The organism is Mycobacterium canetti CIPT 140010059, from assembly GCF_000253375.1.
GTDB lineage: Bacteria > Actinomycetota > Actinomycetes > Mycobacteriales > Mycobacteriaceae > Mycobacterium > Mycobacterium tuberculosis.
Genome location: NC_015848.1, coordinates 1154550 through 1167238 on the forward strand (window position 1 = coordinate 1154550; position 12689 = coordinate 1167238).

Here is a 12689-nt window from a genome sequence, read left to right on the forward strand (position 1 = left end):
TTGTGTCGCCGAGACGCTGGTTGCGGGCGGTCGCCGTGATAGGGGCGACCGCGATGCTGTTGGCGTCGAGCTGCACTTGGCAGCTGAGCCTTTTCATCCCCGACGGCGTGCCGCCTCCGCCCGGCGATCCGGTGCCGCCGGTGGATACGCACGCCGGCGGCCGGCCCGCGGATCAGTTGCGCGAATGGGCGGAGAAACGTGCTGCGGCATTGGGGATTCCGGTCATCGCGCTGGAGGCCTACGCCTACGCCGCTCGCGTCGCCGAGGTCGAGAATCCCAAGTGTCATCTTGCGTGGACCACGCTGGCGGGCATCGGGCGGGTGGAGAGTCACCACGGAACCTACCGGGGCGCCACGATTGCGCCCAATGGGGATGTAAGCCCCCCGATTCGGGGCGTCCGCCTCGACGGCACCGGCGGCACCCTGCGCATCGTGGACAGGGACGGGGGCGGCCTGGACGGTGACGCCGCGGTGGAGCGTGCGATGGGGCCAATGCAGTTCATTTCGGAAACCTGGCGGTTGTACGGGGTCGCTGCCAGAAACGACGGCATCGCCAACGTCGACAACATCGATGATGCTGCCCTCTCGGCAGCGGGCTATTTATGCTGGCGTGGAAAGGATCTCGCGACACCGCGAGGGTGGATAACCGCGCTGAGGGCCTACAACAACTCCGTTATCTATGCGCGGGCGGTCCGGGACTGGGCGACCGCGTATGCGGCGGGTCATCCGCTGTAGCAGGATGAACCGCTAACCCAGGCTTTACGCTAACAGCGGTCGGGGCCAGCCAACCCAAGACCGTCCGTGCAGCAGCTACGACGCAAGGAGAACCCAGTGCCGATTATCGAGCAGGTTGGGGCCCGAGAGATCCTCGATTCCCGCGGCAACCCGACGGTGGAGGTCGAGGTGGCGCTTATCGACGGGACATTCGCCCGGGCCGCGGTGCCGTCGGGCGCCTCGACCGGGGAGCACGAGGCCGTCGAGTTGCGCGACGGCGGCGATCGCTACGGCGGCAAAGGCGTGCAAAAAGCCGTGCAGGCTGTTCTTGATGAGATCGGCCCGGCCGTCATCGGACTCAACGCCGACGACCAGCGATTGGTCGACCAGGCGCTGGTGGACCTAGACGGCACCCCCGACAAGTCCCGGCTGGGCGGCAACGCGATCTTGGGTGTCTCGCTCGCTGTTGCCAAGGCGGCGGCGGATTCGGCGGAGCTGCCGTTGTTCCGTTATGTCGGGGGGCCAAACGCGCACATTCTGCCGGTACCGATGATGAACATCCTCAACGGCGGCGCACACGCCGATACCGCTGTCGACATTCAAGAGTTCATGGTGGCGCCAATTGGCGCGCCCAGCTTCGTCGAGGCGTTGCGCTGGGGCGCTGAGGTGTACCACGCGCTCAAGTCGGTCCTGAAAAAGGAGGGGCTGTCCACCGGCCTGGGCGACGAAGGCGGCTTCGCCCCGGATGTGGCCGGCACCACCGCGGCGTTGGACCTGATCAGCCGGGCCATCGAGTCGGCGGGCTTGCGACCCGGCGCCGACGTGGCGCTGGCCCTGGACGCGGCGGCCACCGAGTTCTTCACCGACGGCACCGGCTACGTCTTCGAGGGCACCACCCGTACCGCAGACCAGATGACCGAGTTCTACGCGGGCCTGCTCGGCGCCTACCCGCTGGTGTCGATCGAAGACCCACTGTCCGAAGACGATTGGGACGGCTGGGCCGCGCTGACGGCCTCGATCGGTGACCGGGTGCAAATCGTCGGCGACGACATCTTTGTCACCAATCCCGAGCGGCTCGAGGAGGGCATCGAACGGGGCGTGGCAAATGCGTTGCTGGTCAAGGTGAACCAGATCGGGACGTTGACCGAGACACTCGACGCGGTCACGCTGGCTCACCACGGCGGATACCGCACGATGATCAGTCACCGCAGTGGCGAGACGGAGGACACCATGATCGCCGACCTCGCGGTGGCCATCGGCAGCGGGCAGATCAAGACGGGCGCGCCTGCTCGCAGTGAGCGCGTCGCAAAATACAACCAGCTGCTGCGGATCGAAGAGGCGCTTGGCGACGCGGCCCGCTACGCGGGCGACCTGGCATTTCCTCGGTTCGCGTGCGAGACGAAATAGGTACATGCCCGAAGCGAAACGGCCCGAATCGAAGCGCCGGTCCCCGGCATCGCGCCCGGGGAAGGCCGGCGACTCGGTTCGGGGCGGTCGCGCCACCAAGCCTTCCGCAAAACCCTCCACGCCCGCACCGCACGCCAGCCGCAAGACCACTCGCACGCCGCATGAGCACATTGTCGAACCCATCAAACGGGCGATCACCGAATCGGTCGAGAAGCGCTCCGAACAGCGGCTGGGGTTCACCGCGCGGCGCGCGGCGATCCTCGCCGCGGTTGTATGCGTGCTGACGCTGACCATTGCGGGGCCGGTACGCACCTACTTCGCGCAGCGCGCCGAGATGGAACAACTGGCTGCGACCGAGGCCATGTTGCGCCGCCAGATCGCGGACCTGGAGGAACAGCAGGTTAAGCTCGCCGATCCGGCGTATATTGCGGCTCAGGCCCGCGAACGGCTCGGCTTTGTGATGCCTGGAGACATCCCGTTTCAGGTTCAGCTTCCGTCGACGCCGTCGGCGCCGCCGCAACCGGGGTCAGACGCGGCTACTGCGACCAACAACGAACCCTGGTACACCGCGCTGTGGCACACGATCGCCGACGACCCGCACCTGCCGCCTGCCGCGCCACCGGCACCGGAGCCCGGACGTCCGGGCCCGCTGCCGCCGGCCTCGCCAAACCCCGAGCAGCCCGGTGGTTGATCGTGCCGATCTGGAGGTGGTCACGCGGCAACTCGGCCGTGCACCCCGGGGTGTGCTCGCGATCGCCTATCGTTGCCCCAATGGTGAACCCGGCGTCGTGAAAACTGCGCCGAGACTGCCCGACGGCACGCCGTTTCCGACCCTGTACTACCTGACGCATCCGGTGCTCACGGCGGCGGCCAGCAGGTTGGAGACCACGGGACTCATGCGCGAGATGAACCGGCGGCTGGGCCAGGATGCGGAGTTGGCCGCCGCCTATCGACGGGCACACGAGTCGTATCTGTCCGAGCGTGACGCTCTCGAGCCGCTCGGGACAACGGTCTCCGCGGGGGGCATGCCCGACCGGGTCAAGTGCCTGCATGTGCTGATCGCGCATTCGCTGGCCAAGGGCCCGGGGTTGAACCCATTCGGTGACGAGGCGCTGGCGTTACTGGCCGCCGAGCCACGGACGGCCGCGACCCTGGTGGCTGGGCAGTGGCGCTAACCCGGGTCGCCGCGATCGACTGCGGTACCAACTCGATTCGCTTGCTGATCGCCGACGTGGGAGCCGGGTTGGCGCGCGGAGAGCTGCACGATGTGCATCGTGAGACCCGGATAGTGCGCCTGGGCCAGGGAGTCGACGCCACCGGTCGGTTCGCGCCGGAGGCGATTGCGCGGACCCGGACCGCCCTGACCGACTACGCCGAACTGCTGACGTTTCACCATGCCGAGCGGGTGCGGATGGTCGCCACGTCGGCCGCCCGCGATGTGGTCAATCGCGACGTTTTCTTTGCGATGACGGCCGACGTGTTGGGCGCCGCGCTGCCCGGCTCGGCTGCGGAGGTGATTACCGGCGCCGAGGAGGCCGAGCTCTCCTTCCGTGGAGCGGTGGGCGAATTAGGCAGCGCCGGTGCGCCTTTCGTCGTCGTGGACCTCGGTGGCGGCTCCACCGAGATCGTGCTGGGCGAGCACGAAGTGGTTGCCAGCTACTCGGCGGACATCGGATGCGTCCGGCTGACCGAACGCTGTTTGCACTCCGACCCGCCGACGTTGCAGGAGGTGTCCACGGCCCGCCGGCTGGTTCGCGAGCGGCTCGAGCCCGCACTGCGCACCGTGCCGCTGGAGCTGGCCCGGACCTGGGTCGGGCTGGCTGGAACGATGACCACACTGTCCGCGCTGGCGCAGTCCATGACGGCGTATGACGCTGCGGCCATTCATCTTTCGCGGGTGCCCGGTGCTGATCTGCTCGAGGTTTGCCAGCGGCTGATCGGCATGACTCGCAAGCAGCGGGCCGCGCTGGCGCCGATGCACCCGGGCCGGGCCGACGTGATCGGCGGTGGCGCGATCGTGGTCGAAGAGTTGGCGCGCGAGCTGCGCGAGCGGGCCGGCATCGACCAGCTGACCGTCAGCGAACACGACATCTTGGACGGCATCGCGTTGTCACTGGCCGGATAAGTCACATCTGCCACACGCGTATCTGCGCGGGGGGACACTCTTCTGCCCGCCTCGTAGCGACAACCTTGGCCGATGTCAGACCCGCATGGGAATGTTCGGCCATGACCAGACAACTGCATGGAATTGAGCTTCGATACGTGCTCACCCTGCACCTGGCCGTCCATGGACCGGCGGCCATTACCGAAATGATCTAAGGCCTGGGCTGGCACGGCTTTGGAGTCCGGGGCAGGGCATCCAAGGTGGTGTCGGAGGCACTGCGCTGGGAAATCGGACGGGGCCGGGTATACCGGCTCGGGCGCGGACGCTACGGGCCGGGGTACATCCCGCGCTCCACCGAATACCGGATTCACCAACGCGTGTTGGCGTTGCGGGCATCCGCCAACGTGTCGCTGCGAGGCGGGCAAAGTGTACATCCGCTCCCAGCGGAAACGCCTGTGGCAGATGTGATTTAGGCTTCGAAGCGGTAGCCCATCCCTGATTCGGTCAGCAGATGTTTGGGGTGCGACGGGTCATCCTCCAATTTGCGCCGCAGCTGCGCCAGATACACCCGCAGGTAATGGGTTTCAGTCGCATATGCCGGTCCCCACACTTCTTTGAGAAGCTCCCCGCGGCCGACCAACTTGCCGCGGTTGCGGGCCAGCATTTCCAGCATGCCCCACTCGGTCGGCGTGAGATGCACTTCGGCACCGTCTTTGATGACCTTCTTGCCGGCCAGATCGACGGTGAATGAATCGGTTTCGATCACCGGCTGCTCCAACTCGGCGGCCGCGGTGTTACGCCGTACCGCTGCGCGCAGCCGAGCCAGAAACTCGTCCATTCCAAACGGTTTCGTCACGTAATCGTCGGCGCCCGCATCGAGGGCCTGGACCTTGTCCGACGAATCGGTACGCGCCGACAACACGATCACCGGTGCCGTCAACCAGCCACGCAGCCCGCCGAGCACGTCGATCCCCGACATGTCCGGCAGGCCGAGGTCGAGGATCACCACATCGGGCGGATGCTCAGCGGCGGCGCGCAGCGCACCCGCACCCGTCGAGGCGGTGATGACCTGGTAGCCACGCACGGTCAGGTTGATACGCAGCGCGCGCAGGATCTGGGGTTCGTCGTCAATCACCAAGACGAGGGTCATGGGCGGTCCTCGGGAGCCGCCAGATCGATCACCACTGTGAGCCCGCCGCCCGGGGTATCGGTAGCCGAAATCGTGCCGCCCATAGCCTCGACGAAGCCGCGTGCCACCGACATCCCCAGACCGACACCGGTGGTGTTGTCGTGATCCCCCGGCCGCTGGAACGGGGCAAAGAGTTGCTCCTCGGTCCCGCGCGGGACCCCTGGGCCCTCGTCGATGACATTAATCAGGACCCGCTCACGCACCCGTCCCGCGTTGACCCGGACCACGCAGTCGGGCGCATATCGCAGCGCGTTGTCGATCAGGTTGGCTAGCACCCGCTCCAGCAACCCGGCGTCGGCCATCGCCACGGCGTCTCCCACGTCGACCTTGACCCGGTCGATGCCGGATCGGTAAAAACCGGTGGCGCCCTTGCCGATGCTGACCAAGGCCCGTTGCACCGCTTCTTCCAGGTATGCCCGGCGCAGCTGGGGGCGAATCACGCCGGCAGCCAACCGCGACGAATCGAGCAGGTTTGCGACCAGGGCGGTAAGTTGGTCGATGGACTCCTCGATCGTGGCCAACAGCTCGGCGGTATCCTCGGGGGGGAAAGCGACGTCTTCGGTGCGCAAGCTGGACACCGCGACCTTGGCCGCCGCCAGCGGGGTGCGCAGGTCGTGGCTGACCGCCGACAGCAGCGACCGGCGCAGCTCATCGGCCCTAGCGATGGCCTCGGCCTGGCCGGCCTCTTCCGCCAGTTCGCGCTGCTTCACCAGACCCGCGGCCTGTGTCGCGACCGCGGTCAGCACTCGGCGGTCGCGGGCGGCCAACTTGCGGCCTGCCATCAGCATCCAAAACTCGTCGTCGCCGACTTCGATTGCGGTGTCGGCGGAGTCGACGTCCCGACACGGGTTTGTCCCGACGCACGCGACGGTTTCGCCTGTCGATGCGCCCTGCCGGACACGCAGCATGGTCACGGCCCGTTGGGAATACGTTTCGCGGACCCGCTGCAGCAGCGTGGCAAGGTCTGCGCCGCGCAACACCGAACCGGCAAACAGGGCCAGCAACTCAGCCTCCTGGGATGCGCGCCGAGCCTCACGGGTTCGGCTAGCCGCGCCGTCCACCAACACCGCCACCGCAACGGCCATCGCCAACAACACGAATTCGGTTACTGCGGCGTCCGGTTCGGCGATGGTCCAGGTGTAGCGGGGCTCGGTCAGAAAGTAGTTCAGCAGCATGCCCGACAGCAAGGCCGACAATGCGGCGGGGGCGACGCCGCCCAGCAACGCCACGATCAGCACGCCGATGAAGAACAACGCGCTCTCGCCGCCGATGCCCATGAATCGGTCGAGCCAGGCCACCGTGATGGCGCAGATCACCGAGGGCACCACCAGCGCGGCCAGCCACGACGCAATATGCCGCTCGCGCGGGGAGACCCGCGACCACCCGGAGGCCCGGCTGGCCGCGGGATGGGTGACCATGTGAACGTCGATGCCGCCGGACTCCTGGACGGTGCGGGCGCCGATCCCCTCGTCAAACAGGCGTGCCCATCGCGATCGCCGCGATGTGCCGACGACGAGCTGCGTGGCGTTCATCTCGCGGGCGAAGTCCAGCAGCGCGGTGGGCACGTCGTCGCCGACCACGGTGTGCATGGTCGCACCGAGGCTTGTCGCCAGCTCGCGGACCCTGCCCAGCTGCGGCGCGGACACCCCCGCCAGGCCGTCGCCACGGATAACGTGAACCACCATCAGCTCGGCGCTGGACTTCGACGCGATCCGCGATGCCCGTCGCACCAACGTCTCCGACTCCGGGCCGCCGGTCACGGCGACGACGACGCGTTCCCGCGCCTCCCACGTGGCGGTGATCTTTTTGTCGGCGCGGTACTTCTCCAGGGCCGCATCAACTTGGTCGGCCAGCCACAGCAACGCGATCTCGCGCAGCGCGGTCAGATTGCCCGTGCGGAAGTAGTTCGACAGCGCGGCATCGACCCGTTCGGCTGCATAGACGTTGCCGTGAGCAAGCCTGCGCCGCAACGCTTCCGGTGTGATGTCGACCAGCTCGACCTGATCGGCCGCGCGGACGATCTCGTCGGGGATCTTCTCCTTCTGCTCGATGCCGGTGATTTGCTCCACGACATCGTTTAGGCCCTCCAAGTGCTGGATGTTGACCGTCGAGATCACCGTGATGCCGGCGTCGAGGATTTCCTGAACGTCCTGCCAGCGCTTGGGGTTCTTGCTGCCAGGTGTGTTGGTGTGGGCGAGTTCGTCCACCAGCACCACCTGAGGATGACGTCGCAGTACTGCCTCCACATCGAGTTCGGGAAACCTGGCACCCCGATATTCGACGTAGCGCGGCGGGATCATCTCGATGCCCTCGAGCAGTTTCGCGGTCTTGTTGCGTCCGTGTGTCTCGACGACCGCGGCGACCACGTCGGTGCCGCGCTCCAGCCTGCGGTGCGCCTCGCCGAGCATGGCGTAGGTTTTGCCCACGCCGGGGGCCGCGCCCAGATAGATCCGCAGCTGCCCGCGCTTGGTGGTCACATGCTCAATCATCCACCGGTAGGGCGTAAAGATCGCGCAAAGATCGGCGAAGAGCAACGTCACGGTCGTGTTCCTGGGGGGCCCGGCAACTACCATCCTGCTGGGCTATCTGATGCGCTGCGATGCCGGTGCACAAGAATCGAGAGGACTCACATGGCCGACTTGGTGTTGGTGCTGACCGTGATGGCCTTTGCCGGGCTTTGCCTGCTCTACGTCCGTGGCTGTGAACGGATCATTCGCCGCGACGAAATCGGGGAAACAACAGTCGAACTCACGCGAGCGCCGGCCGAATGGCGATGACTACGGTCGACAACATCGTCGGGTTGGTGATCGCGGTGGCGCTAATGGCGTTCCTATTCGCGGCGCTGCTGTTTCCGGAGAAGTTCTGATGTCCGGGACGAGTTGGTTGCAGTTCGCGGCGTTGATCGCGGTGCTGTTGCTCACCGCGCCAGCGCTGGGCGGCTACCTGGCCAAGATCTACGGCGACGAGGCCAAAAAGCCCGGCGATCGGGTGTTTGGGCCGATCGAGCGCGTGATCTACCAGGTATGCCGAGTCGATCCCGGCAGCGAGCAACGGTGGAGCACCTATGCCCTGTCCGTGCTTGCGTTCAGTGTTATGTCCTTCCTGCTGCTGTATGGGATCGCGCGGTTTCAGGGCGTGCTGCCGTTCAATCCGACGGACAAGCCGGCGGTGACCGACCATGTCGCCTTCAACGCCGCGGTCAGCTTCATGACCAATACCAACTGGCAGTCCTACAGCGGCGAAGCCACGATGAGCCACTTCACCCAGATGACCGGGCTGGCCGTGCAGAACTTCGTCTCCGCGTCCGCCGGCATGTGCGTGCTGGCGGCCCTGATCAGAGGTCTGGCCCGCAAACGGGCGAGCACGCTCGGCAACTTCTGGGTAGACCTCGCCCGCACCGTGCTGCGCATCATGCTTCCGCTGTCGTTCGTGGTGGCGATCATGTTGGTCAGCCAGGGCGTGATCCAGAACCTGCATGGTTTCATCGTCGCCAACACGCTGGAGGGCGCCCCCCAGCTCATTCCAGGCGGGCCGGTGGCCAGCCAGGTCGCGATCAAGCAGCTCGGCACCAACGGCGGCGGGTTCTTCAACGTGAACTCCGCGCATCCGTTCGAAAACTACACGCCGATAGGCAATTTCGTCGAAAACTGGGCGATCCTGATCATCCCGTTCGCGCTGTGCTTCGCCTTCGGCAAGATGGTGCACGACCGTCGTCAAGGCTGGGCGGTGCTGGCCATCATGGGCATCATTTGGATCGGAATGTCAGTCGCGGCAATGTCATTCGAGGCCAAGGGTAACCCGCGGCTGGATGCGCTGGGGGTGACACAGCAGACGACGGTCGACCAGTCCGGCGGCAACCTGGAGGGCAAGGAGGTGCGCTTTGGCGTCGGTGCGTCTGGGTTATGGGCGGCGTCGACGACCGGCACCTCCAACGGCTCGGTCAACTCGATGCACGACAGCTACACACCACTGGGCGGCATGGTCCCGCTGGCGCACATGATGCTCGGCGAAGTCAGCCCGGGCGGCACCGGCGTCGGATTGAACGGCCTACTGGTCATGGCGATCCTGGCGGTTTTCATCGCCGGCCTCATGGTAGGCCGGACACCGGAGTATCTCGGCAAGAAGATCCAGGCCACCGAGATGAAGCTGGTGACGCTCTACATCCTGGCGATGCCCATCGCCCTGCTTAGTTTCGCCGCCGCGTCGGTGCTGATCTCCTCCGCGCTGGCGTCGCGGAACAACCCTGGGCCGCATGGTCTTTCGGAGATTCTATACGCCTACACGTCGGGCGCGAACAACAACGGGTCGGCCTTCGCCGGTCTGACCGCGTCTACCTGGTGGTATGACACCACGATCGGAGTGGCGATGTTGATCGGTAGGTTCTTCCTGATCATTCCGGTGCTGGCGATCGCCGGCTCCCTGGCACGTAAAGGCACGACGCCGGTTACCGCCGCCACCTTCCCGACGCACAAGCCGCTCTTTGTTGGCCTGGTCATTGGGGTCGTGCTGATCGTCGGCGGCCTGACGTTCTTCCCCGCCCTGGCGCTGGGGCCGATCGTCGAGCAGTTATCGACCCAGTGATGATCGCACGCATGGAGACCTTCGCAACCGCCGCGACAGCGACGTCGGCACCCCGGCTCCGGCTGGTCAAGCGCTCGCTGTTCGATCCGATGATTGTGCGCTCGGCGCTGCGCCAGAGCCTGCGCAAGTTGGCTCCGCGGGTACAGGCCCGTAACCCGGTCATGTTGGTCGTGCTGGTCGGTGCCGTGATCACCACACTGGCGTTCCTGCGCGACCTCGCATCCTCGATAGCCCAAGAGAACGTCTTCAACGGTCTGGTCGCCGCGTTCCTCTGGTTCACCGTCCTGTTTGCCAACTTTGCCGAGGCCATGGCCGAAGGACGCGGCAAGGCTCAGGCGGCGGCGCTGCGCAAAGTCCGGTCCGAAACGATGGCCAACCGGCGCACGGCTGCGGGCAACATCGAATCGGTCCCTTCGTCGCGGCTGGACCTCGACGACGTGGTGGAGGTTTCGGCTGGCGAAACGATCCCGTCGGACGGCGAGATCATCGAAGGCATTGCCTCCGTCGACGAGTCTGCGATCACCGGCGAATCGGCACCGGTGATCCGCGAGTCGGGCGGCGACCGTTCCGCGGTGACGGGTGGCACCGTGGTGCTGTCGGATCGGATCGTCGTGCGGATCACCGCCAAGCAGGGACAAACATTCATCGACCGGATGATCGCGCTGGTGGAGGGCGCCGCACGGCAGCAGACACCGAACGAGATCGCGCTGAACATCCTGCTGGCTGGGCTGACGATCATCTTTTTGCTCGCGGTGGTGACGCTGCAGCCGTTCGCCATCTATTCCGGCGGGGGACAGCGGGTGGTCGTGCTGGTGGCGTTGCTGGTGTGTCTCATTCCGACCACGATCGGTGCGCTGCTGTCCGCGATCGGCATCGCGGGGATGGACCGGCTGGTGCAACACAACGTGCTCGCCACATCTGGGCGGGCGGTGGAGGCGGCCGGCGACGTGAACACTCTGCTGCTGGACAAGACCGGCACCATCACCCTCGGTAACCGGCAGGCCACCGAGTTCGTGCCGATCAACGGTGTGAGTGCCGAGGCGGTCGCCGACGCCGCCCAGCTGTCGAGCTTGGCCGACGAAACTCCGGAGGGCCGCTCGATCGTCGTGCTGGCGAAGGACGAGTTCGGGCTGCGCGCCCGCGACGAGGGCGTGATGTCACACGCCAGGTTCGTGCCGTTCACCGCCGAAACCCGGATGTCCGGGGTCGATCTCGCCGAGGTTAGCGGCATCCGTCGGATCCGCAAGGGTGCCGCGGCTGCGGTGATGAAGTGGGTTCGCGATCACGGTGGCCACCCCACCGAGGAGGTGGGTGCCATTGTCGACGGCATCAGCTCCGGCGGCGGGACACCCTTAGTCGTTGCGGAATGGACCGATAACAGCAGCGCGCGGGCCATCGGCGTCGTCCATCTGAAGGACATCGTCAAGGTGGGCATACGGGAACGCTTCGACGAAATGCGCCGAATGAGCATCCGCACCGTGATGATCACCGGTGACAACCCGGCGACCGCCAAGGCGATTGCACAGGAGGCCGGCGTCGACGATTTCTTGGCCGAGGCCACGCCCGAGGACAAGCTTGCGCTCATCAAGCGCGAACAGCAGGGCGGTCGGCTGGTCGCCATGACGGGTGACGGGACCAATGACGCACCCGCGCTCGCGCAAGCCGATGTCGGGGTGGCGATGAATACCGGCACCCAGGCGGCCCGGGAAGCCGGCAACATGGTCGATCTCGACTCCGACCCCACCAAGCTCATCGAGGTCGTGGAGATCGGCAAGCAGCTGCTGATCACGCGGGGCGCGCTGACGACGTTCTCGATCGCCAACGACGTCGCGAAGTACTTCGCCATCATCCCTGCCATGTTCGTCGGCCTGTATCCGGTGCTCGACAAGCTGAACGTCATGGCGCTGCACTCACCGAGGTCGGCGATTCTGTCGGCGGTCATCTTCAATGCGCTGGTGATCGTCGCTTTGATCCCATTGGCGTTGCGGGGCGTGCGGTTTAGGGCGGAATGCGCGTCGGCGATGCTGCGGCGCAACCTGCTGATCTATGGGCTGGGCGGTCTCGTCGTCCCGTTTATCGGCATCAAACTGGTCGATCTCGTCATCGTCGCCCTCGGGGTGTCCTGATGCGTCGTCAATTACTGCCCGCGCTCACCATGCTGCTGGTATTCACCGTCATCACCGGCACCGTCTACCCGCTTGCCGTGACCGGCGTCGGGCAACTGTTCTTCGGTGACCAGGCGAACGGCGCGCTGCTCGAGCGGGACGGGCAGGTCATCGGCTCCGCCCACATCGGCCAGCAGTTCACCGCCGCGAAGTACTTCCACCCGCGCCCCTCGTCGGCAGGCGACGGTTACGACGCTGCGGCGAGCTCGGGCTCCAACCTGGGACCGACGAACGAGAAGCTGCTGGCGGCCGTCGCTGAACGGGTCACCGCCTACCGCAAGGAAAACAATCTGCCGGCCGATACGCTGGTTCCGGTCGACGCGGTTACCGGCTCGGGTTCCGGGCTGGACCCGGCCATATCGGTGGCCAATGCCAAGCTGCAGGCACCGCGGGTGGCGCAGGCGCGCAATATCTCGATAAGACAGGTCGAGCGTCTGATCGAGGACCACACCGACGCGCGTGGTCTCGGCTTCCTGGGCGAGCGCGCGGTGAACGTGCTCAGGCTGAACCTCGCATTGGATCGCCTCTGA

General features: G+C 66.1%; 12 protein-coding genes. 10 read left to right on the forward strand and 2 right to left on the reverse strand.

Translation table 11 applies throughout. The annotated features are described in order from the left end of the window. Positions 1 to 2 precede the first annotated feature (2 nt). The 5 genes from MCAN_RS05385 to ppx2 all read left to right on the forward strand — a co-directional run bounded on the left by MCAN_RS05385 (position 3) and on the right by ppx2 (position 4245). Complete coding sequence (locus tag MCAN_RS05385; RefSeq protein ID WP_003405288.1) at positions 3 to 734, forward strand: lytic transglycosylase domain-containing protein; 732 nt, start codon at positions 3 to 5, stop codon at positions 732 to 734. 96 nt (positions 735 to 830) lie between these two features. After that, the gene (gene eno / locus MCAN_RS05390; protein ID WP_003405290.1) at positions 831 to 2120 is read left to right on the forward strand and encodes a phosphopyruvate hydratase; all 1290 of its coding nucleotides are present in this window, start codon (positions 831 to 833) and stop codon (positions 2118 to 2120) included. A 4-nt stretch (positions 2121 to 2124) separates the two neighbouring features. Next, entirely contained in the window at positions 2125 to 2811 is a 687-nt protein-coding gene (locus MCAN_RS05395; RefSeq protein ID WP_014000556.1) for an FtsB family cell division protein, read from the forward strand. Then, on the forward strand, positions 2804 to 3295 hold the full coding sequence (locus MCAN_RS05400) for a DUF501 domain-containing protein (protein ID WP_003405296.1): 492 nt from the start codon (positions 2804 to 2806) through the stop codon (positions 3293 to 3295). The genes MCAN_RS05395 and MCAN_RS05400 overlap by 8 nt, the downstream gene beginning before the upstream one ends. After that, entirely contained in the window at positions 3286 to 4245 is a 960-nt protein-coding gene (gene ppx2 / locus MCAN_RS05405; protein WP_003405299.1) for an exopolyphosphatase Ppx2, read from the forward strand. The genes MCAN_RS05400 and ppx2 overlap by 10 nt, the downstream gene beginning before the upstream one ends. Positions 4246 to 4693: 448 nt before the next feature. On the opposite strand, the gene kdpE is transcribed toward ppx2, so the two are convergent. Next, positions 4694 to 5374: a two-component system response regulator KdpE gene (gene kdpE, locus MCAN_RS05410; RefSeq protein ID WP_003405305.1), complete on the reverse strand. Its 681-nt coding sequence runs from the start codon at positions 5372 to 5374 to the stop codon at positions 4694 to 4696. Beyond that, complete coding sequence (gene kdpD / locus MCAN_RS05415; protein WP_014000557.1) at positions 5371 to 7953, reverse strand: sensor histidine kinase KdpD; 2583 nt, start codon at positions 7951 to 7953, stop codon at positions 5371 to 5373. The genes kdpE and kdpD overlap by 4 nt, the downstream gene beginning before the upstream one ends. Positions 7954 to 8043: 90 nt before the next feature. Between kdpD and MCAN_RS05420 the strand changes: the two genes are divergently transcribed. The 5 genes from MCAN_RS05420 to MCAN_RS05440 are packed head-to-tail and all read left to right on the forward strand — an operon-like array spanning position 8044 to position 12689. Next, the gene (locus MCAN_RS05420; protein ID WP_003405313.1) at positions 8044 to 8190 is read left to right on the forward strand and encodes a hypothetical protein; all 147 of its coding nucleotides are present in this window, start codon (positions 8044 to 8046) and stop codon (positions 8188 to 8190) included. Further along, positions 8187 to 8279: a K(+)-transporting ATPase subunit F gene (gene kdpF / locus MCAN_RS05425; protein ID WP_003405316.1), complete on the forward strand. Its 93-nt coding sequence runs from the start codon at positions 8187 to 8189 to the stop codon at positions 8277 to 8279. The genes MCAN_RS05420 and kdpF overlap by 4 nt, the downstream gene beginning before the upstream one ends. Continuing rightward, on the forward strand, positions 8279 to 9994 hold the full coding sequence (kdpA, locus tag MCAN_RS05430; protein WP_014000558.1) for a potassium-transporting ATPase subunit KdpA: 1716 nt from the start codon (positions 8279 to 8281) through the stop codon (positions 9992 to 9994). Before kdpF ends, kdpA begins: the two co-directional genes overlap by 1 nt. After that, the gene (gene kdpB, locus MCAN_RS05435; RefSeq protein WP_014000559.1) at positions 9991 to 12120 is read left to right on the forward strand and encodes a potassium-transporting ATPase subunit KdpB; all 2130 of its coding nucleotides are present in this window, start codon (positions 9991 to 9993) and stop codon (positions 12118 to 12120) included. Before kdpA ends, kdpB begins: the two co-directional genes overlap by 4 nt. Continuing rightward, positions 12120 to 12689: a K(+)-transporting ATPase subunit C gene (locus MCAN_RS05440; RefSeq protein ID WP_014000560.1), complete on the forward strand. Its 570-nt coding sequence runs from the start codon at positions 12120 to 12122 to the stop codon at positions 12687 to 12689. The genes kdpB and MCAN_RS05440 overlap by 1 nt, the downstream gene beginning before the upstream one ends.